Raw genomic sequence first — 19,357 nt, forward strand, 5'->3', positions numbered from 1 at the left:
CAGCGTGTATGGGCTCCCGCCTGCGCGGGAATGCCGGAACATGCCCCATCGTCACGCCTCGTCGCGCACCACGCGCGCGACCTCCTCGACGGTGGTGATGCCGGCCTTCACCTTGGCGACGCCGTCGTCGAGCAGCGCGGGGTTGGTCAGCCGCGCGGCGCGTTCCAGTTCGGCTTCGGCGACGCCGTTGTGGATCATCGCCTGCAACCGGTCATCGACCGCCACGACTTCATACAGCCCGGCCCGCCCGCGATAGCCCTCGTTATGGCACGCCTCGCAGCCACCCTTGCGCCACAGCTTCTTGCCCGGCTTGATCGCCCCGCCCAGCAACACGCTGTCCGCCTCGGTCGCGCGGTCCTGCCACGCGCATTCGCGGCACAGCCGCCGCACCAGCCGCTGCGCGACCAGCCCGACCAGCATCGGCGCCAGCAGATAGCGTTCGACCCCCATGTCGATCAGCCGCGTGACCGATCCGATCGCGGTGTTGGTGTGGAGCGTCGACAGCACGAAATGCCCGGTCATCGACGATCGCACCGCCGTCTGCGCCGTCTCCTGATCGCGGATCTCGCCGACCATGATGACGTCGGGGTCCTGCCGCAGGATCGCTCGCAGGCCGCGTGCAAAGGTCATGTCGGTGCGCGGATTGACCTGCGTCTGCGCGATCCCGGCCAATTCGTACTCGATCGGGTCCTCGACCGTCATCACGTTGCGGCGGCGATCGTTGAGCCGGGTGAGCGCGGTATAGAGCGTCGTCGTCTTGCCCGAGCCGGTCGGCCCGGTCACGAGCAACAGCCCGTGCGGGCGTTCGAGCAGCCGGCCGAACACCGCCTCGTCACGTTCGGACATGCCGAGGCTGGCGAGGTCGAGCGCCATGCCGCCGCGTTCGAGCAGGCGCAGCACCACCCGCTCGCCATGCTGCGTCGGCATGGTCGAAACGCGCGCATCGACGTCGTGCCCGCCGATGCGCAGCGTGACGCGCCCATCCTGCGGCGTGCGCCGCTCGGCGATGTCCAGCTTGGCCATCACCTTGATCCGGCTGACCAGCAAGGGGGCGAGCGCGCGCGGCGGCTCGACGATGTCGCGCAGCACGCCGTCGATGCGGAAGCGCACGACGAGGCGCTTTTCCTGCGTCTCGACATGCACGTCGGACGCGCCTTCCTTGATCGCTTCCAAGAGCAGCGCGTTGATGAGGCGGATGACCGGCGAATCGTCGCGCGCGTCGAGCAGGTCGTCGACCGCCGCCGCGCTGTCGGCCAGCGCCGCCAGATCGGTTTCGGCCAGTTCGATGTCGGCGGCGGTGGTGGCGCTGCCGCCATAGCTTGCCTGGAGCGCGGCATCGAACGCCGCGTCGGCGACCGCGACGAACGGCACGCCGGGTGCCACCCGCTGCACCTCCAGCATCGCATCGAGCGTCGCATCGGCGCGGTGGAGGCACTCCATGCCGGCCGCACCCAGCCGGATCAGCACGCCGCCCTTGCGCGCATAGCCATAGGGCAGCCGCACCGGTTCGGCGCGCAGCAACGTGTCGGTCATGGGCGGAACCCGATGGTGGCGTTGACCCGGCCCGATGCCGATCCGCGCTGCATCGCCACCCGTTCGATCCCGATCGTGCTGGTGCGCGCGACCTCGCTCAGCCACGTCACCACCGCCGGATAGGGCGCGTCGGTCAGCGTCGCGGTGATCCCCGTGGCCCCGAGCGCGATCGCCGGTTGCAGTTGCTGCGCGGCGGCGGCGTTGGTGATGATCGTCTGCGGCGTGCCCGCGGCGACCGTCGGCGGTGCCGCCTCCAGCCGCCCGGCGGCGCGGATGCGCGCCATCAGCGTCTCGGCCTGACGAATGTCGGCGCGGGCCTGCGCGCGCGCCGCCTGCACCGGCTTCACCACGCCGTACACCAGCACCGTGCCGGCGATCAGCACCGCCAGCGTGCCGACCAGCACCCGCTCACGGCCGGTCAGTCCCTGCCACCAGCCGTCGAACCGCGCCAGCGCCGCCTCGATCCGGGCATTGCGTCGCACCACGATCATGCCCCCCTCGCCACGATGCGCAAGGCCCCGCCGGGGCCGTTCGCGACCTGCGCGGCGATGCCGGCGGCGGACAACGCGGCGCGGACCCGGTCGGCCATGCCGGTCTCGGGCGATTCGCACTCGATGGTCAGCGCATTCCCCTCGAACGTCATGCCGCGTACGATCAGCGTCGCGCCGATCGGCGTCAACGCCCCGCCCACCCGCGACAGCAGCGGCACGAAGCGGTTGGTGCCATTGGCGCGCGGCAACAGGTCGGCGACCCGCGTCGCGAAATCATCGCCGCCGGTGGGAACGCCGGGCGCGGTCGTCACGACCAGTTGCTGGAGCGCCGCCTGTCGCCGTTCGGCGATCCGCTGGAGCATCAGCGTATCGGCGATGCCGATCACGCCATGCGCCAGCGCGGCGAGCCCGAGGATCATCGCCACCTTGCGCGCGGTGCTGGGCAACGCGCCGCGTCGCCGGGCATAGATGCCCTGCCGCAGATCGATCGGCGCCGCCGCGACCCGTTCGGGCAGCGCGGCGGCGGGAAAGGCGCTGCCCTGCCCCGCCATCGCTTCCGGCAGCGGATCGCCGCTCGCCTGCACCGCCGGCTTGCCCGCCGCGCTCCACGCCGCGACCAGCATCGCCTGCCCCATGGCAAAGGCGGTGCCGTCGGCCGCGCGCACCAGCGCACGGCCGTCGCGCAGATCGACGCTCCACCCCTCGACCGGGGCCGGCAGCACCAGCGCGTCGGGCACGAACGCCGCCCCGCCGATCCCGGCGGCTTCGGCGATGGCGATCCATTCGGCCATCACCGCGTGGCGCACCACCGCGACCAGATAGCGCTTGTCGCCGATCGCCCCGCCCAGCACCAGATGCACGGCGTCGATCGGATCGGCGATGCGGTCCTCGATCGCGAAGGGCAGCGCCGCCAGCCGCTTCGCCCGACTGGGCAGCGGCAGGTCGACGCCGAGCAGCAACACCGACTCGCTCGGCACGAGCAAGGTTGCGGGTCCGGCGGCATCGACTACTATGGCGCGGCCGCCGGCGATCGCCCACACGCCGGCGGCCGGACCGGCGGGGGCGGGTTCGATTGTCACAATGGCTTCATCGTGGGGACGCATTGGGGCGTGGATGCGCATCATATTCCGAAAGTTTCGTGACACCTTGGCCGCGAACCCCGCCGCCCGCAAGGTTTCTGTCCCTGACCGTGAGGCTGGCCTGACGCTGGTCGAGATGATCGTCGTGCTGGCGATCATCGCGCTGGTCGCCGCCCTGATCGTCCCCAACGTCATCAACCGCCCCGATCAGGCGCGGGTGACGACGGCGGGCACCGACATCAAGTCGATCTCCGCCGCGCTGAAAATGTACCGGCTCGACAACGGCGATTACCCGACGACGACGCAGGGGCTGAAGGCGCTGGTCGAAAAGCCTTCGCAGCCGCCGGTCCCGGGTGCCTATCCGCCCGACGGCTATCTGTCGCAGATGCCGCAGGACCCGTGGGGCAACCCGTATGTCTACGAATCGACCGGCGGACGCTTCGCGATCAAGTCGCTCGGCAAGGACGGCAAGCCCGGCGGCACCGACCTCGACGCCGATATTGACGGCACGACACGCTGAGCGACGCCCATCGCCTCGTACCCCATGGTCGTCATTCCCGCGAAGGCGGGAATCCATACACGCCGGCGTCGCGCATGAATCGCGACCGTCAGCGGCTATGGACTCCCGCCTGCGCGGGAGTGACGAGGGAGCACGCCCAGAGCGGCATGACGCTCATCGAAATGCTGATCGTCCTCGCGATCATCGGCGTGGCGGCGGGCGCGGTCAGCCTCGGCATCGGCTCGGCCACCCGCGCGCCCAACGTCGAGGCGGAGGCGCGGCGGCTGGCGACGCGGTTGCAGGCGGCGGCCGACGACGCGATGCTCGGCGACCAGTTGATCGCCTTCACCATCGAACCGCACGGCTATGGCTTCGCGCAGATGGGGGCAAAGGGTCTCGTGCCGCGCACCGACGATGCGCTGGCGTTCCACAAACTGCCCGGCGGCATGGCGATGACGGTGTCGGTCGCCCCGCCGGTGATCCTCGGCGTCGACGGCACCGGCCAGCCGCTGTCGGCGACGATCACCGGCGGCGACCAGACATGGCAGGTCGACTATGACGGCATCACCGCGCATGCGGTGAAGGTGGCGTCGTGACGGCCGGTCATCCAGCTTTATTGACTCCCCTCCCTGACAAGGGAGGGGTTGGGGGTGGGTCGGTCCGGGGCAGGTGCCAGCGTTTCCTCGCGGGCCAACCCACCCCCGACCCCTCCCTTCGCAGGGAGGGGGGCAACCCCGCCCAGTCCGGCTTTTCTTTGATAGAGGCGATGGTCGCGCTGGCGGTACTGGCGATCGCCACGGTAGGGCTGATCGGCGCGGTCGAGCAGCATATCGATTCGACCCGCGGCGTCGAACGGCGTGCGATCGCGATGTGGGTGGCCGAAAACCGGCTCGCCGATCTGGAAGTAGGGACGCCCGAGGCGAATGGCGAACAGGTGGACATGCTCGGGCGCAACTGGAACGTCGCGGTGAGCCGCGTGGCCACCGCCGATCCCGATCTCGACCGGGTGACGATCACCGTCGCGGCCGCCGGGGAAAGCGCGCCGCTCGCGCGGCTCGACGGCTTCCTGCGCGGGGACGGGGCATGATCGTGATCGAACGCCTCCGCCTGCGCGACACGACCCGCGCGCTCGACATCCTCGCCGGGGTCGCCATCGTCTCGGTCGCGATCGCGCTTGCCGGGCTGGTCTGGCGGATCGCCGGCCATGCCGACAGCGGCGCGATCACCCTGCCCTCCGACGCCCGCGCCCGCGCGGTCGTGGTCGACACCGGGCCTGCCATCGCGTGGAACCCGTTCGGCAGCCCGACCGCCGCCGACGCCACCGCCGCAACGACCATTCAGGCGGTGCTGAAGGGCGTCGTCTCCGCCCGCCCCGCCGAACTGTCGGTCGCGTTCGTCGCGATCGGGGCCGAACCGCCCAAACCCTACCGCGTCGGCGACGCCGTGGCCGGGGCGGCGATCACCGAGATCCGGCGCGACCGCATCATTCTGAACAACGCCGGCCGGCTCGAATTCCTCGCCTTCCCCGATCCGTTCGGACAGGCGACCCCGGCCCCCGGCGCGGCCCCGGCGCAACCCGCCTCCGGTGCCCCCGCCGCCCCGCCGGCACCGACCGCGCAGGCCGTCCTCTCGCGGCTCAACGCCACGCCGGTCGCCGGCGGCTATGCGATCGGGGCCAATGCCCCGCCGGGTATGCGCAGCGGCGATGTCGTCCAGTCGGTCAACGGCGCGGCCATGACCGACCCATCGGCGGTCAACGCCGCCATCGCCAGCGCCGGCACGTCGGGGCAGGCCCAAGTCACCATCCTGCGCGACGGCAAACCGATCACCGTCACCGTTCCCCTTCGCTAAGGCTATTCCCGTGCGTCACCCGCTCCGTATCGCCATCCTCGCCCTCGCCGCGACCAGCCTGTCGCCTGCCCTCGCGCAATCGCCGCAGGCCGCCGACATCGTCGTCAACATGCGCGGCGTCGAGATCGCCGACGTCGCCGACCAGATCAGCCGCATCACCGGCCGCACGCTGATCCTCGACCCCAGCGTCAAGGGGCAGGTGACGGTGACGTCGGCCGAACCCCTCTCGCCCGCCGGGGTGTGGGAACTGTTCCAGTCGGTGCTGCGCGCCAACGGCTTCGCCGCCGTGCGGTCGGGTGCGGCATGGCGGATCATTCCGCAGGCCAATGCGGTGCGCGACGGTGGGGTGCGCGCGCGCGGCGTCAGCGGGCAGGAACTCACCACGCGGATGGTGCGCCTGTCCAACGTCCCCTCGGCCGATGCCGCGCGGATCGTCCGCCCGCTCGTCGCCAGCTTCGGCAGCGTCGAACCGCTGACACAGCCCAACGCGATCGTCGTCACCGACTATGCCGACAACGTCCGCCGGATCGAGGCGCTCGCGCGCTCGCTCGACGGCGGCGGCGGATCGACCTTCACCACCATCACGCTCCAGAACGGCAACGCCGCCGACATCGCGACAACGATGCAGGGCGTGCTGGGCGAAGGCGGCGCGCGCGTCGCGGGCGATGCGCGCAGCAACACCATCCTCGTGCGCGGCACGCCGGCCGCCGTCGCCGAGGCGCGCCGCATCGCCCAGTCGCTCGACGCGCGCGGCGGCAGTGCCAGCATGGCGACCCGTGTGTTCCGGCTGAACTACGCCGATTCGGAAAGCGTGACCGAAGTGCTGCGCGGCATCCTCGGCCAGCAGCAATCCGCCTCCAACCCGGTCGCGCGCAGCCTGTCGACCATGTCGCAGCGCAACAACGCCGGTGCGGCGCTGTCCGGCCTGATCGCCAACGGCGGGGCGAGCGCCGCCGGGCTCGCGGCAGCGGCGGGCGGCGGCACGTCGTCGGGCGGCACCGCCACGATCGGCCAGAACCAGCCGACCCAGACGCCGCAGGGCTTCACCACCCCCGACATCACCGTGCAGCCCGCGCCCGACATCAACGCGGTCGTCGTGCGCGGCACCCCCACCGCCATCGCCCAGATCGAACGGCTGATCCCCGACCTCGACGTGCGCCGCCCGCAGGTACTGATCGAGGCCGCGATCGTCGAGATTTCGGGCCGCGACGCCGAACAGCTCGCGGTGCAGATCGGCACCGCCGGCGCGGCGCTCAATCAGGTGAGCGGCGTCGGCACCTCGTTCGGCAACGCCGGCGCGTCGCTTGGCCAGATCCTGAGCCTGCTGGGCGTGCCCGCCGCCGGACTGCTGACCGGCGGGCTGACCGGCAATGTGTCGATCGGCAACGACTTCTCGATTCTGGTGCAGGCGCTCAGCACCTCGACCAAGGCGAACCTGCTCTCGACCCCGCAGATCACCACGCTCGACAACAAGCTGGGCGAACTGGTGGTGGCGCAGGAAGTGCCGTTCGTGACGGGCTCCATCCTGACCGGCAACGGCACCGCCAATCCGTACACCACCATCGAGCGCAAGGACGTCGGCATCACGCTGCGCGTCATTCCGCGCATCAACGCCGGCGACACGATCCGGCTGGAAGTCAGTCAGGAAGCCTCGGCCTTGTCGGCGACGCAGCTCAGCACCGCCGCCGACCTCATCACCCAGAAGCGCTCGACCACCACGACGGTCCTCGCCGACAACGGCCAGACGATCGTGCTGGGCGGCCTGACCAGCGACGATTACAACCGCGTGCGCAGTCAGGTGCCGGTGCTCGGCAGCATCCCGATCCTCGGCGAACTGTTCAAGGGCCGCAGCGAAATCCGCGAGAAGCGCACGTTGTTCGTGTTCCTCAAACCCACCATCCTGCGCGACGGCGCCGACGCCTCGGCAGCGGCCAAGGCACGCTACGACCGGCTGCGCGGCGAGGAAGTGCTACAGGGCGAAAAGCGCAGCCTGCTCCTCAACCCGCCCGCCCCGCGCCTGACGCTGGAGATCGACGGGATTTATTGAGGGGGGCGGTCGCTCGCCCCACCCCGACGTCACCCCGGACCCGTTCCGGGGTCCACTGCTCCGCGAATGCTGTCGATCGAGGCTCGATCGCACCGATCGCCGCGCCGTGGATCCCGGAACAGGTCCGGGGTGACGAGAGAGCCTCGAGCAGCCGATCCATCCCTGTCGGCCCGCGCGTCATCCCGGAGAAAGCTGGGATCTCCGCCAAGTGGCGCGCGATAGAAACCGCTGGAGGCCCTCATCTGCGCCGGAGCGACGTTGTCGGGCAAGATGGATCAACCGCCAGCCGCCTCTGTCCTACACCCCCCGTTCCGGCGCAGAGCAGCGCCTGTGAAACGGCCACGCCCCCTGCCCAGCCCGACACCGTCACCCCGGACCCGTTCCGGGGTCCACCGCTCCGCGCACGCCCCCGCCAGCGGTTCCGGCAACGGGTTCGACTCCGCGCAAGCCCTGCGAACCATTCGCAACCCATGCGTCGCAAGTGTAAACTTTGGACGCGCGACAAACCGCGCCACGGGCAAAGCCCGCGACGTCGAACGGCGCTCCCCGCGCCGCCGGCCGCGCGCGCCTAATGCGGCGCGGTGCCGCTTCGCTGCACCCCGCCCGGCGCGCCACAACAAAACGGGCGGCGGTCCCTCGACCACCGCCCGCCCGATTACAGCGTGGAGGCCGCGCCTACAGCGCGACCACGCCGCCGTCGTTCTTGGTAATCACGACGGTCGCCGAACGCGGACGGCTGCCCGCCGTCGTCGCCGGCCAGATGCTGGTGCTGCGCGACAGGTCGCCGTTCTCGCCGGGGTGCTGGATGTTGACGAACAGCGAGCGGCCATCGGGCGTGGAGTCGACACCGGTGATCTCGCAGCCGACCGGGCCGACCAAGAAGCGGCGCAGCGTCGTGCCCGGTGCCTTGCCGATCCGGGTGGTCGCGGTGCTGGTCGCCGACGCGCCGGTGTTGGTGATGGTGCGCGTGCCGCCATCGCCCACGCTGCCCGGCATCGCCGCCAGCATCATGCAGTTGGTGACGTCGGTATAGGCACCGTCGTCGGTCTGGATCCACAGCACCGGCGTCACCTGGCCCGAAGCGTTCGACGCGCGACCGAACCACAGCCCGTCGGGGCTGGAGAAGTCGTTGGTCGCGTCGAGCGACGACAGGTTGATGTTGGTCGGATCGAGGTCCGCGCCGGCACCAAAGGCGTACACGTCCCAGGTGAACGCCGTCGCCTCGGTCGTGTCGCCGCGTTCGCGCAGGCGGACGATATGGCCGTTGGCATTGCCGGTCGAGCGCGTGCCGTTGGTGCGCGGATCGATGTACGAGCGCGGGTTGGCGGCATCGACCTGCCCCGGCGCGCGCGACGAGTTGTTGGTGAGCGTGCAATACATCTCGCCGGTCGCGGGATTGACGGCAGTCCATTCGGGCCGGTCCATCCGCGTCGCGCCGACCGCATCGCCGGCAAGGCGGCAATGCGTCAGCACATCGGCCTGATCGGCGAAGGCATAGAGCGGGTTGGAGGCGTTCAGGCCGTTCTGGCCGAACACCAGCGCGATCCACTCGCCCGAGCCGTCGGCATTGAACTTCGCAACATAGAGCGTGCCGGTATCGAGATATTTGTCGCCGGTCGCCAAACGGCTGGTCGCCGCCGCATCCGCCGCCGACCATGGCGTGGCCGAGACGAACTTGTAGATATATTCGTTCTGCGCATCGTCGCCCATGTAGAACGCCGGCTTCACGCCCACGAACACCCGGCCCGGCCACACGCCTTCGTGGTTCATCCGGCCGAGCGCGGTGCGCTTGCGCGGGGTCGCGGCGGGATCATAGGGATCGATCTCGACGCACCAGCCATACTGGTTCGGCTCGTTGCGGAAGTCGCCGGTGCCGTTGGTCGGCTGGCTCACGTCGAGCGTCGCGTTGAACTTGCGGATCAGCGTCTGCCCGGCGACCTGCTCGGCCGCCGTGGTCCAGCCATAGTTGCCAGCGCGCAAGGCATCGCCGCTGCCGGTGTTCAGGCCATAGCGGGTGAACGCCTGCACCGCCCGGACGCCCAGCACCGCCGTACGCCGGGCATTGTCGCCCGCGTCGCGCCGGAAATAGCCTGCCCAATTCTCCTCGCAGGTCATGTAGGTTTCCCACGGCATATGGCCGTTGGCGCAATTGTTGATCGTGCCGCGCCCGGCGGTGCCATCGGTCGAATAGGCGGTGTAGAGCAGCGCGCTGCCGCGCACCGGGCCGCTGAAGCTGGTCGGGGTATAGGGGGTGATGCGCCGGTTGAGCGGCGATCCCTGGACATAGCTCCAGCCGCCGGTCGACGCGCGGGTCACTTCGACCACCGAGACGCCGTGGCATTCCATCTCCTTGACCACCTCGGCGGTCGGCCGCACGCCGTTCGTCAGCGTGACGCCATTGGGGTGGAGATACTGTTCCGAGATATTCTCGTGGTTCATCACCAGCACGCCGCGCGTCGAACTGGTCGCGTCCTGCGCGGTGCCGCTGGCGGCGAGGCCGAAATAGCTCATACCGTCATGGTGATCGCCCGCCCGCGCCGAAAAGCCGGTGTCGGTGCCGTTGTTGGCATAGGCCGGCGTCGCGGCGTTCAGCGGATCGCCCAGCCGGTACAGCACGGTCGCGGTATAGTTATCGGGAACGACCAGCGCGTCGGCAAGGCTCTTGCCCACGGCGGCGAAGCCCAATGTCGCGGGCGACACGGCGACGGTGATGTCGGTGGTGCTGGCGGCACCCTTCACGTCGGTCGCCGAATAGCGGAAGACGAGGTTGGTCGTCGCGGCAACGGCGGGTGCGATGAAGGTCGCGGTGCCGGTGTTGGCGTTCGCCAGCGCGACCGTCGGGCCGGATACCTGCGTGAACGCCTGGCTGACGATCGCGTTATCGTCGGTCACGGTGCCGGTCAGCGTCACGACGCGGCCGCCGCTCGTCGCTCCGCTCGACGAACCGCCCACCACCGGCGGGATGTTGTCGATCCCTTCGCCCTTGTCGTCGCACGCGGCGAGCAGCGAGCCGCCGAACACCGCGACCGCCGCCGTCGACGCGCCGTTGCGCAGCGCCTGCCGCCGCGAATAGCGCCGTTCGACCAGATCGTGCAGGCTCGGGCCGGCGCTGGGATTGGTTTCGATGTCGCCGTCGGAATAGCCGACGACCAGATTGGTATCGCTCATGATTTCCCCGCTAAGTCCCGGACCATCGGTCGCGCCGATGCCCTCCATTTTTCAGCGTTGGCGTATTCATGCGACACGACGGTTGCCGATCGAAGGCAGTTGGATGGCGGAATGACGACGGTTTCGTGACGCGCTTGTGCCGCGCCCGGCGGCAGGCGTAGGAGCGGACGATGGCCGCCGACCCCCTGCCCGCCAACGACGACGCTCCCCGCACGCCCAGCCTGTTCGACCGCGCGGTCGCGGCGGCACGGCGGCGGCCGGACGCTGCGCCGGTCGAACCCGCGCCAGCGCCGCGCCGCGCCGCGCCGTTCGATCGGCCGACGCTGGCAGTCGCCTGCGCGATCGTCGTCGCCCCCCTGCTCACCTGGGGCGGGGCGACGTGGCTGGCGGCATCGGCCCGCGCCGACGGCCACATCGCCGCTGCCCGTGCCGCACCGGCCATCGCCGCGCGCGACGCACGAACGGCGGCGCTCGCCACGCTGACGCAGACATGGTCGCGGCAACCGCTCGGCACGACGATCGAGGGCATCGCCCGCGCGCTGCCGCCCGAAGCCTCGCTCGCCCGCGCCGAAGCCGATGCGGCCGGCCGGCTGTCGCTCGACATCGTCACCCCCGATCCCGACCGACTGATCGCCGCGCTGCGCCGCGACGCCGCGCTCGCCCGCCTGCGTCCCACCGCGCAGAAGCGCGTCGACGGCCGGATGCAGGTCACGCTGGAGGCGCTGCGATGAACCCCCGCCCGATCCTCGCCGCCGTCGCGCTCGCGGCGGTGCTCGCGCTTCCGGCCGCGCGGGCGCTCGCCGATCTCGATCGGGCCAGAGGGTGGCGCGATACGATGCGGGCGGCGGCCACCGCGCCGCCGCCACCGCCGATCGCCGTGCCCGCCGCCGCCTTTCCGGCGAACGACGCCGCCGACGCCCGGCGGCGGCTGGCGGCGCGGGTACAGGCGGCGGCGCGCAGCGGCGGCGTCCTGGTCGAAGCGATCGGCAGCGATGGCCCCCAGCCACCTGCGCTCGCTACGCTGACGCTGCGCGCATCGGGGCCGGAAAAGGCGATGCTGGCGTTCGTCGACACGCTGGAGCGCGGTGAACGGCCGGTGCGGCTGCACCGCTGGCAATTGACCCCGGTGCCCGGCGGCATCCGGCTGATCGGGCGGATGGTGGCACCATGGCGCGGGTGACCCGGCCACAGGGGATCGCCATCGCGGCGGTCGCGGCGGCGATCCTCGTGCCGCTCTGGCTGTTGCAGCCCTCCGGCGGCAGCCCCGCGCCCGACCGTTTCGAGCAGGAGCCATTCGCCGCGCCGCCAGCGCCCCCACCACTGCGCGCCGCCTTCGCCCGTCCGCTGTTCGCGGCCCCCGTCATCGATGCCGCACCGCCGGCCGATGCACCGCAACTGATCGGCATCATCGGACGGCTGGGCCGCGACGCGGTGGCGCTGGTGCGCGGCAGCGACGGCACCCGCACGCTCGCCCCCGGCGACAGCGTCGATGGCTGGCAGTTGCGTGCCCTCGCGATCGACGCCGCCTATTTCACCCGCGGCGGACAAAGCGCGCGGGTGGCGGTGCCCGGCGGCGACGATCAGCGATAGCTGAGTAGTATCCGCGTCTCGTTGCCAAACGTCCGGTCGGCCAGTGGGGGGCGATAGGATTGTGTGCGCAGCGGCAATGCCACCGGCCCACCCGGCGCATCGGCCACCGCGCTGGCCAGCGGGCGTTCGACGCGGTGATAGAAATTGAAACGGCTGCTGGCGCATCCGCCCGCAAGGTCGAACACGCCGATCAGCGGCAGTGCGAGGATCGACGCCTGCGCCTTGCCCATCGCCACCGCTACCTGACATTGCGCGCGCAGGTCGCCCAGCCGCCGGTCCTCGATCCCCGTACCCGGCGACAGGATCAGCGGACGCAGCGACAGCGCCTGTGCCGCCGTCCCACCGCGCAGGAACCAGCGTCCTTCCGGGATCGCCGGCAGGGCGAAACGGCCGTCGCTGTCGACCGTCACCGGCAGTTGCCGCGTCCCGTCGGTCAGCACCAGTGCAAGATCGTTCGCCGCCACCCGCTGCCCGCCGCGCCATAGTTCGAACCGCAGCGTGGCCGCCGGGGCCAGCGCAGCGCGATCCTTCGCCAGCCGCCGCTGGGCGATGCGCAACAGTTTCGCATCGACCTGCAACGGCTTGCCCGGCGCGGTGACGACGATGTCAGGACCATCGGTTTCCTGCGCCGCCACCGGTGCCGCCATCACCAGTACCACACCTGCCACCATCACCCGCATCGCCGAACTCCCGATCGTTTCGGCGCCGTCATCCTGGCCGATTGCGGCGGGATGATGGTCACATGCGCACGATCCGTGTTGCCAGCCGTTCGGCCTCCGCCAGATCATGGGTGACGTACAGGATCGGCAGGGCGAGCGCATCGCGCAATCGCTCGATCGTCGCCATCACCTCCTCGCGCCGCGCCCGGTCGAGCGAAGACAGCGGCTCGTCCATCAACAGGAACCGCGCGCCCGACAGCAGCGCGCGTCCGATCGCCACCCGCTTCGCCTCGCCGCCCGACAGCGTCGCCGGCCAGCGACGCAGCAGCGGCCCCAGCCCCAGCAACGCGACCATATCGTCATAACCGACCAGTGGCGTTCCCCGACCCATGCCATAGCGCAGATTGGCGGCGACCCGCCGGTGCGGGAACAGGCGCGGTTCCTGAAACACATAGCCGCAGCGCCGCCGCGCGACCGGCACATCGATCCCCGCCGCCGAATCGAACAACGTCTCGCCGCCGACGCGGACATGGCCCGCCGCCGGTCGCAACAGCCCGGCGACCATGTTCAGCACGCTCGACTTGCCGACCCCCGACGGGCCGAACAACACGGTCAGGCCGGTGTCGCGGCCGTCGTCGGGCACGACCGCGCCGACCACTGCCTCCCCCAGCCGCACAGTCACGTCGATCTCAAAGGACATGGACCCGCCGCCCCCCGCGTCGCACCAGCCATTCCGACACGATCAGCGCGACCAGCGACAGCGCGACCGACAGGCCCGCCAGCCGCACGACGCTCGCCTCGGCACCCGGCACCTGCAACGCGCTGTAGATCGCCAGCGGCAGCGTCGCCGTTTCGCCCGGCACGTTGGAGACGAAGGTGATCGTCGCGCCGAACTCGCCGAGCGCGCGGGCGAACCCCAGCACCATGCCGGCCAGTACGCCGGGCAGGCTGAGCGGCGCGGTGACGCTCCAGAACACTTGCCAGCGCGACGCACCGAGCGTGCGCGCAACGCTTTCCAGCCGGCGATCGACGCCCTCAAGCGACAGGCGGATCGCCCGGACCATCAGCGGCAACGCCATCACCCCGGCGGCGATCGCTGCACCCGTCCAGCGGAACAGCACGCTGGCATCGAACCATGCCAGCAGCCACCGCCCGACCGGGCCGTGCGGTGCGAACGCCAGCAGCAACAGCCACCCGGTCACGACCGGCGGCAATACCAGCGGCAGGTGGACGATCCCGTCGAGCAGCACCCGCCCCGGAAACCGCCCCCGCGCCAGTGCCCATGCGATCGCATAGGCAACCGGCAGGGTGGCGAGCATCGCCACGCCGCCGATCTTCAACGACAGCGCGACGATCGCCCATTCGCCCGCATCGGGCATCAACGCGCGGTGAAGCCGTAGCGCACGAAGACCGCCTTGCCCGCCCCGCTAACAAGGAACCGGCGAAAGGCTTCTCCCTCGGGATTACGCGACGCCTTCAACCGCGCGATCGGATAGACGATCGGCGGATGGCTGGCGGCCGGGAACACTGCGACGACCCGCACCCTGGCCGATGCCTTCGCATCGGTCGCATAGACGATGCCGAGCGGCGCCACGCCACGTTCGACCAGCGCCAGCGCCGCGCGAACATTCTCGGCACGCACCACCAACGGGGCGACGTCGTTCCACGCACCCAGCCGTTCGAGCGCGGCCTTGCCATAACGCCCGGCGGGGACCGCAGCGGGATCGGCCATCGCCAGCCGCCCCTGCCCCAGCGCTTGCCGCAGGTCGACGCCGGGCCGCAGCGCGATCCGCACGGCGCTGGCCCGGGGCGCGACCAGTACCAGCCGGTTGCCGAGCAACGTCGCGCGGGTGGCACTCGCCAGCACGCCACGCGCGGCGAGATAGTCCATCCATTCCATATCGGCCGACACGAACAGATCGGCCGGTGCCCCCGCCGCCGCCTGTCGCGCCAGCGCCGAACTGGCCGCGAACGACAGCACCGGGCGGGGATGCCCGCGTCGTGCCCAGACATCGGCGGCGGCATTCATCGATTCCTGCAGGCTGGCGGCGGCAAGCACCGTCGCCGGACGCCGCTGCGCCATTGCCGGCGTGCCAGCCGTCACGGCCAGCGCCAGCCACATCAGGAATCGAATCATCATGCCCCCCGTTCCGCCGAACCCTAATCCGGCGATCGGGACAACGCACCTCCGACGGTTGCGTTGCTCAGCCCTGGCCGCCTGTCGGGCCGCCCATCTGGCCAACCGCGTTGCGGCCGAACTGGGCGATCAGCTCGCCGACCTCGCGCGCCTGCGCCATCGACCGCTCGCCCTGCGCGCGCAGATACTCGGACTGAATCCGCATCACTTCGTTGATGTCGTTCGCCTGTGCCGCCGCGCGCATCGCGCGGAACGCTTCCTGCGTGTTCGATTCGGCTTGCGACAGGATGCGCAGGCTGAACTGCGATCCCTGATCCGCCATCTGGCTGCCCGCCGCGCGCATCCGCTCGCCCGCATCCTGCATCGCGGCCGCCGCGCGATCGGCGGCATTGGTCGTCTGGTCGTTCATCATCCTCTCCTGCTTACTTGGTTAAAGCGACGTTTGAAGATCGGGTTTGTTCCTTTTGTGACATGATTCCATCAGGAAGCCGCGATGGGCGTTCCCGCATTTCCGTAGGGTTCGGTTGCGGTGCAGCATGGAAGTTGCCGTAATATCCATCATCGTAAAAAACGATCATGTTAATTCGAAAGTCGGGTTTGCATTCTACGGTACGATCACCCAATAACGTTGGTAGAGATTAACCAGGACAAAGACGAGGAGCCGAGGATGCACGCGAAATTTTCCGGGCGCACGACTATCGCCACGATCGCCGGGATGACGATCGTGGGCTGGGCCGGCGTGGCGCTGATCGTTCAGGTGGTGATGCACGTCGTCGTCTGACGATGTCGCCAACGCTTGACGCCAGACGGCCCCGGCGCGTGCTCCCTTCGCGCCGGGGCCGTTCTGATTCAGGGTCGGCCTTGATCGGCGGTCAGGCGATCAGTTTTCGTCGCCCATGCGCAGCGCGGCGATGAACGCTTCCTGCGGGATGCTGACCGAGCCGTACTCGCGCATCTTCGCCTTGCCCTTCTTCTGCTTGTCGAGCAGCTTGCGCTTGCGGCTGGCGTCGCCGCCATAGCATTTCGCGGTCACGTCCTTGCGCATCGCGCTGATCGTCTCGCGCGCGATCACCTTACCGCCGATCGCCGCCTGAATCGGGATCTTGAACAGGTGGCGCGGGATCAGTTCCTTCAACCGCTCCACCATGCCGCGTCCGCGCACTTCGGCGGTGCCGCGGTGGACGATCATGCTGAGCGCGTCGACCGGCTCCTCGTTGACGAGGATGCTCATCTTGACGAGGTCGCCCTCACGATAGCCGATCTGTTCGTAATCGAAGCTGGCATAGCCCTTCGACAGCGATTTGAGCCGGTCATAGAAATCGAACACCACTTCGTTGAGCGGCAGTTCATAGGTCGCCTGCGCCCGCCCGCTGACATAGGTCAGGTTGAGCTGGATGCCGCGCCGGTCCTGACACAGTTTCAGGATGCCGCCGAGATATTCGTCGGGGACATAGATCGTCGCCTTGATCCACGGCTCGCTGATCGTCTTGATCTTGTTGACGTCGGGCATGTCGGCGGGATTGTGCAGGTCGATCTGCGTGATGCCGGCCGGATCGGGATGGGTGAATTCGATCTGATACACCACCGACGGCGCGGTGGTGATGAGGTCGAGGTCATATTCGCGGGTCAGCCGCTCCTGGATGATCTCCAGATGCAGCAACCCCAAAAACCCGCAGCGGAAGCCGAAGCCGAGCGCCGCCGAGCTTTCCATCTCGAAGGTGAAGCTGGCGTCGTTCAGGCGCAGCTTGCTGATCGATTCGCGCAGCTTGTCGAAGTCGGCGGCATCGACCGGGAACAGGCCGCAGAACACCACCGACTGGACTTCCTTGAACCCCGGCAGCGCCTCGGCGGTCGGCCGCCGCGCGTCGGTGATCGTGTCGCCGACCATCGTCTGCGCCACTTCCTTGATCTGCGCGGTGATGAAGCCGATCTCGCCGGGGCCGAGGTCGGGCAGTTGCTCGATCTTCGGCCGGAACGCGCCGACGCGGTCGACCAGATGCGTCGTGTCGGCGTTCATGAACTTGATCTGCTGACCCTTGCGGATCGACCCGTCGATCACCCGGATCAGGATGACGACGCCCAGATACGGGTCGTACCAGCTATCGACCAGCATCGCTTTCAGCGGCGCGCTCGCATCGCCCTTGGGGGCCGGAATCTGGTCGATGATCGCGTCGAGAATCTCGTCGATGCCGATCCCCGCCTTGGCCGACGCCAGCACGGCGCGGCTGGTGTCGAGGCCGATCAGGTCCTCGATCTCGGCCTTGACCTTTTCCGGCTCGGCGGCGGGAAGGTCGATCTTGTTGATGACCGGAATGATCTCGTGATCGTGCTCGATCGACTGGTACACATTGGCCAGCGTCTGCGCCTCGACGCCCTGCGCCGCGTCGACCACCAGCAGCGCGCCTTCGCACGCCGCCAGTGACCGCGAGACTTCATAGGCGAAGTCGACATGGCCCGGCGTGTCCATCAGGTTGAGGACATGGCCCTTCCACTCAAGCCGCACGGTCTGCGCCTTGATGGTGATGCCGCGTTCCTTCTCGATGTCCATATTGTCGAGGACCTGCGCCGACATCTCGCGCTCGGCGAGGCCGCCGGTCCGCTGGATCAGCCGGTCGGCGAGCGTCGACTTGCCATGGTCGATATGGGCGATGATCGAGAAATTACGCAGTTTGTCGAGCGGAGTGGCCACGGTCACACAATCGATAAGAGAAAGTCGACCCGCCCCGTAGCAGCTTCGCGCCCAAAGCCAAACAGGCGGACATGCGAATCCCGCTTGCGGCCCCCGCATCCCCCCGCTATAGGCGCGCCTCCAAGCAACGGCAGGTGTCCTTCGACGCCCCGCCGATACTCCGTCGGGGAGTAGCTCAGCCTGGTAGAGCACTGCCTTCGGGAGGCAGGGGCCGGAGGTTCGAATCCTCTCTCCCCGACCATTTGGACCGCCGCGACACGCGGCTCCCTTACAGCATATCGGCAGGCCGGGCGGCAGACGGCTGTCCTGTATACATCGCATTGCCTATTGTGCAGCGCAGCATGGTCGCCATATCCTTTGGCGAAGGCATCGGTCCCAAGGGTGCCGTGACCGTGTAAGGCAGACGAACCATGCGACCGATTTCCGATACGATCCAGCGACTTGCCAAGATGCAGGCGGGTGGCATGACGCACGGCACGCCCGACCGGCTGCGCGAGCTGGGACCGTTCCAGCCCAACCCCGGCAATCTGCGCGGGCGGCTGTACGTGCCCGATACGATCGCGCCCGGCGCGGCACTGGTCGTGGCGCTGCACGGCTGTACCCAGACCGCCGCCGCCTACGATCACGGCACCGGCTGGTCGACGCTCGCCGATCGCGAAGGCTTCGTCGTCCTGTTCCCCGAGCAACAGCGGGCCAACAACGCCAACCTCTGTTTCAACTGGTTCGAGCCGGCCGATATTGCCCGGTTGGGCGGCGAAGCGGAATCGATCGCGGCGATGATCGATGCCGTGCTCGCGCTGCATCCGATCGATCCCGCGCGGGTGTTCGTCACCGGGCTGTCGGCCGGTGGCGCGATGAGCGCGGTGATGCTGGCGACCTGGCCCGACAAGCTGGCCGGCGGCGCGATCATCGGCGGCCTGCCCTATGGCGGGGCGACCGGCGTGCCGCAGGCGCTCGACCGGATGCGCGGGCACGGCGCGCCGGCCGATGCGGCGGCGGCGGCGGCGGTGCGTGCGGCGGCAGCCGGCGTCCACGGCGCGCCGCGCGTGGCGGTATGGCATGGCAGCGCCGACACGACGGTCGTCGTCGGCAATCTCGACCGGCTGGTTGGGCAATGGCGCGGCGTCCATGACCTGACCGCTGGCCCCGATGCCGTCGCCAAGGGAGCGAACTGGGAACATCGGAGCTGGAACGGCCCCGACGGCACCGCGCTGGTCGAGGAATGGCGCGTGGCGGGCATGGGCCACGGCGTGCCGATCGATCCGGCGAGCGGCATCGGCGCGGCGGGACCGTTCATGCTCGACGTCGGCCTGTCGAGCACCGAGGCGATCGCGCAGTCATGGGGTTTGACCGGAACCCCGGCCGCTTCGGCGACGACGGTCGCGACGCCCGCCCCCGCCCCGCGCGTCCGCCGGCTGGAACCGGTGGTCGAGGAACGCCAACCCGTTGCGGGCGGCGTACAGGCCACGATCGAACGCGCGCTGCGGGCTGCCGGGCTGATGCGCTAAGCATCGGATCGGGTTCACGCGGAGGCGCCGAGACGCGGAGGCGGTGCATCCTGCGGCGATAGCCGCCCGTCTTAACCGACGTTTGCAAGAAGGGTGCGGCTATCGC

Annotated in this window: 19 protein-coding genes and 1 tRNA gene; 10 read left to right on the forward strand and 10 right to left on the reverse strand. The window is 69.7% G+C overall.

Features of this window, described 5'->3' with window-relative positions:
• Positions 1–51: 51 nt before the first annotated feature.
• Genes ASG37_RS16320 through gspL form a run of 3 tightly spaced genes read right to left on the reverse strand, consistent with a single transcriptional unit; the run spans position 52 to position 3,103 of the window.
• Entirely contained in the window at positions 52–1,533 is a 1,482-nt protein-coding gene (locus ASG37_RS16320) for a GspE/PulE family protein (protein ID WP_055762850.1), read from the reverse strand.
• Complete coding sequence (gspM, locus tag ASG37_RS16325; protein ID WP_055762853.1) at positions 1,530–2,024, reverse strand: type II secretion system protein GspM; 495 nt, start codon at positions 2,022–2,024, stop codon at positions 1,530–1,532. The genes ASG37_RS16320 and gspM overlap by 4 nt, the downstream gene beginning before the upstream one ends.
• Positions 2,021–3,103: a type II secretion system protein GspL gene (gene gspL, locus ASG37_RS16330; RefSeq protein WP_162233483.1), complete on the reverse strand. Its 1,083-nt coding sequence runs from the start codon at positions 3,101–3,103 to the stop codon at positions 2,021–2,023. The genes gspM and gspL overlap by 4 nt, the downstream gene beginning before the upstream one ends.
• A gap of 67 nt (positions 3,104–3,170) precedes the next feature.
• On the opposite strand from gspL, the gene gspG reads away from it, so the two are divergent.
• The 5 genes from gspG to gspD all read left to right on the forward strand — a co-directional run bounded on the left by gspG (position 3,171) and on the right by gspD (position 7,500).
• Positions 3,171–3,623 carry a type II secretion system major pseudopilin GspG gene (gene gspG, locus ASG37_RS16335; protein WP_268795708.1) on the forward strand — a complete coding sequence of 151 codons (453 nt, stop codon included), beginning with the start codon at positions 3,171–3,173 and terminating at the stop codon, positions 3,621–3,623.
• 74 nt (positions 3,624–3,697) lie between these two features.
• Positions 3,698–4,198 (forward strand): prepilin-type N-terminal cleavage/methylation domain-containing protein, encoded by a 501-nt coding sequence (locus ASG37_RS16340; RefSeq protein ID WP_268795752.1) that lies wholly within the window; start codon positions 3,698–3,700, stop codon positions 4,196–4,198.
• A complete protein-coding gene (gene gspI / locus ASG37_RS16345; protein ID WP_268795753.1) occupies positions 4,195–4,689 on the forward strand; it encodes a type II secretion system minor pseudopilin GspI in 495 nt (164 codons plus the stop codon). The genes ASG37_RS16340 and gspI overlap by 4 nt, the downstream gene beginning before the upstream one ends.
• Before the next feature lie 2 nt (positions 4,690–4,691).
• Positions 4,692–5,453: a type II secretion system protein N gene (locus tag ASG37_RS16350; protein WP_235525298.1), complete on the forward strand. Its 762-nt coding sequence runs from the start codon at positions 4,692–4,694 to the stop codon at positions 5,451–5,453.
• A 10-nt stretch (positions 5,454–5,463) separates the two neighbouring features.
• Positions 5,464–7,500 carry a type II secretion system secretin GspD gene (gspD, locus tag ASG37_RS16355; RefSeq protein ID WP_235525304.1) on the forward strand — a complete coding sequence of 679 codons (2,037 nt, stop codon included), beginning with the start codon at positions 5,464–5,466 and terminating at the stop codon, positions 7,498–7,500.
• Positions 7,501–8,175: 675 nt separating this feature from the next.
• On the opposite strand, the gene ASG37_RS16360 is transcribed toward gspD, so the two are convergent.
• Positions 8,176–10,668 (reverse strand): PhoX family protein, encoded by a 2,493-nt coding sequence (locus ASG37_RS16360; RefSeq protein WP_055762961.1) that lies wholly within the window; start codon positions 10,666–10,668, stop codon positions 8,176–8,178.
• Between the two features lie 170 nt (positions 10,669–10,838).
• Between ASG37_RS16360 and ASG37_RS16365 the strand changes: the two genes are divergently transcribed.
• From ASG37_RS16365 to ASG37_RS16375, 3 genes are read left to right on the forward strand one after another with little or no spacing between them, the layout of a single operon-like run.
• A complete protein-coding gene (locus ASG37_RS16365; protein ID WP_055762865.1) occupies positions 10,839–11,399 on the forward strand; it encodes a hypothetical protein in 561 nt (186 codons plus the stop codon).
• On the forward strand, positions 11,396–11,848 hold the full coding sequence (locus tag ASG37_RS16370; protein ID WP_055762868.1) for a hypothetical protein: 453 nt from the start codon (positions 11,396–11,398) through the stop codon (positions 11,846–11,848). Before ASG37_RS16365 ends, ASG37_RS16370 begins: the two co-directional genes overlap by 4 nt.
• Positions 11,836–12,258 carry a hypothetical protein gene (locus ASG37_RS16375; RefSeq protein ID WP_055762871.1) on the forward strand — a complete coding sequence of 141 codons (423 nt, stop codon included), beginning with the start codon at positions 11,836–11,838 and terminating at the stop codon, positions 12,256–12,258. The genes ASG37_RS16370 and ASG37_RS16375 overlap by 13 nt, the downstream gene beginning before the upstream one ends.
• On the opposite strand, the gene ASG37_RS16380 is transcribed toward ASG37_RS16375, so the two are convergent.
• From ASG37_RS16380 to lepA, 6 genes are all read right to left on the reverse strand, one after another.
• Positions 12,249–12,938, reverse strand: a complete 690-nt coding sequence (locus tag ASG37_RS16380; protein ID WP_156349258.1) for a hypothetical protein — start codon at positions 12,936–12,938, stop codon at positions 12,249–12,251. The two genes, ASG37_RS16375 and ASG37_RS16380, sit on opposite strands and share 10 nt — an antisense overlap.
• A gap of 58 nt (positions 12,939–12,996) precedes the next feature.
• The gene (locus ASG37_RS16385) at positions 12,997–13,617 is read right to left on the reverse strand and encodes an ATP-binding cassette domain-containing protein (RefSeq protein ID WP_055762877.1); all 621 of its coding nucleotides are present in this window, start codon (positions 13,615–13,617) and stop codon (positions 12,997–12,999) included.
• Positions 13,607–14,296 (reverse strand): molybdate ABC transporter permease subunit, encoded by a 690-nt coding sequence (modB, locus tag ASG37_RS16390; RefSeq protein ID WP_055762880.1) that lies wholly within the window; start codon positions 14,294–14,296, stop codon positions 13,607–13,609. The genes ASG37_RS16385 and modB overlap by 11 nt, the downstream gene beginning before the upstream one ends.
• On the reverse strand, positions 14,296–15,054 hold the full coding sequence (modA, locus tag ASG37_RS16395; protein ID WP_055762964.1) for a molybdate ABC transporter substrate-binding protein: 759 nt from the start codon (positions 15,052–15,054) through the stop codon (positions 14,296–14,298). Before modA ends, modB begins: the two co-directional genes overlap by 1 nt.
• 67 nt (positions 15,055–15,121) lie before the next feature.
• Positions 15,122–15,463 carry a phasin family protein gene (locus tag ASG37_RS16400; protein ID WP_055762967.1) on the reverse strand — a complete coding sequence of 114 codons (342 nt, stop codon included), beginning with the start codon at positions 15,461–15,463 and terminating at the stop codon, positions 15,122–15,124.
• 471 nt (positions 15,464–15,934) lie between these two features.
• Entirely contained in the window at positions 15,935–17,743 is a 1,809-nt protein-coding gene (gene lepA / locus ASG37_RS16405) for a translation elongation factor 4 (protein WP_055762970.1), read from the reverse strand.
• Between the two features lie 164 nt (positions 17,744–17,907).
• Here lepA and ASG37_RS16410 point away from each other — a divergent pair.
• Positions 17,908–17,984: transfer RNA gene (locus ASG37_RS16410), tRNA-Pro, on the forward strand.
• Between the two features lie 169 nt (positions 17,985–18,153).
• Entirely contained in the window at positions 18,154–19,251 is a 1,098-nt protein-coding gene (locus tag ASG37_RS16415; protein WP_055762882.1) for an alpha/beta hydrolase family esterase, read from the forward strand.
• Positions 19,252–19,357 lie beyond the last annotated feature (106 nt).

The organism is Sphingomonas sp. Leaf407 (genome assembly GCF_001425385.1).
Classification (GTDB): Bacteria; Pseudomonadota; Alphaproteobacteria; order Sphingomonadales; family Sphingomonadaceae; genus Sphingomonas.

Coding starts and splice junctions, on each gene's coding strand:
- ASG37_RS16320 (WP_055762850.1), bottom strand. CDS start 1,533: ATGACCGACACGTTGCTGCGCGCCGAACCGGTGCGGCTGCCCTATGGC.
- gspM (WP_055762853.1), bottom strand. CDS start 2,024: ATGATCGTGGTGCGACGCAATGCCCGGATCGAGGCGGCGCTGGCGCGG.
- ASG37_RS16340 (WP_268795752.1), top strand. CDS start 3,698: ATGAATCGCGACCGTCAGCGGCTATGGACTCCCGCCTGCGCGGGAGTG.
- ASG37_RS16360 (WP_055762961.1), bottom strand. CDS start 10,668: ATGAGCGATACCAATCTGGTCGTCGGCTATTCCGACGGCGACATCGAA.
- ASG37_RS16365 (WP_055762865.1), top strand. CDS start 10,839: ATGGCCGCCGACCCCCTGCCCGCCAACGACGACGCTCCCCGCACGCCC.
- ASG37_RS16370 (WP_055762868.1), top strand. CDS start 11,396: ATGAACCCCCGCCCGATCCTCGCCGCCGTCGCGCTCGCGGCGGTGCTC.
- ASG37_RS16375 (WP_055762871.1), top strand. CDS start 11,836: ATGGCGCGGGTGACCCGGCCACAGGGGATCGCCATCGCGGCGGTCGCG.
- ASG37_RS16380 (WP_156349258.1), bottom strand. CDS start 12,938: ATGCGGGTGATGGTGGCAGGTGTGGTACTGGTGATGGCGGCACCGGTG.
- ASG37_RS16385 (WP_055762877.1), bottom strand. CDS start 13,617: ATGTCCTTTGAGATCGACGTGACTGTGCGGCTGGGGGAGGCAGTGGTC.
- modB (WP_055762880.1), bottom strand. CDS start 14,296: ATGCCCGATGCGGGCGAATGGGCGATCGTCGCGCTGTCGTTGAAGATC.
- modA (WP_055762964.1), bottom strand. CDS start 15,054: ATGATTCGATTCCTGATGTGGCTGGCGCTGGCCGTGACGGCTGGCACG.
- ASG37_RS16400 (WP_055762967.1), bottom strand. CDS start 15,463: ATGAACGACCAGACGACCAATGCCGCCGATCGCGCGGCGGCCGCGATG.
- ASG37_RS16415 (WP_055762882.1), top strand. CDS start 18,154: ATGCGACCGATTTCCGATACGATCCAGCGACTTGCCAAGATGCAGGCG.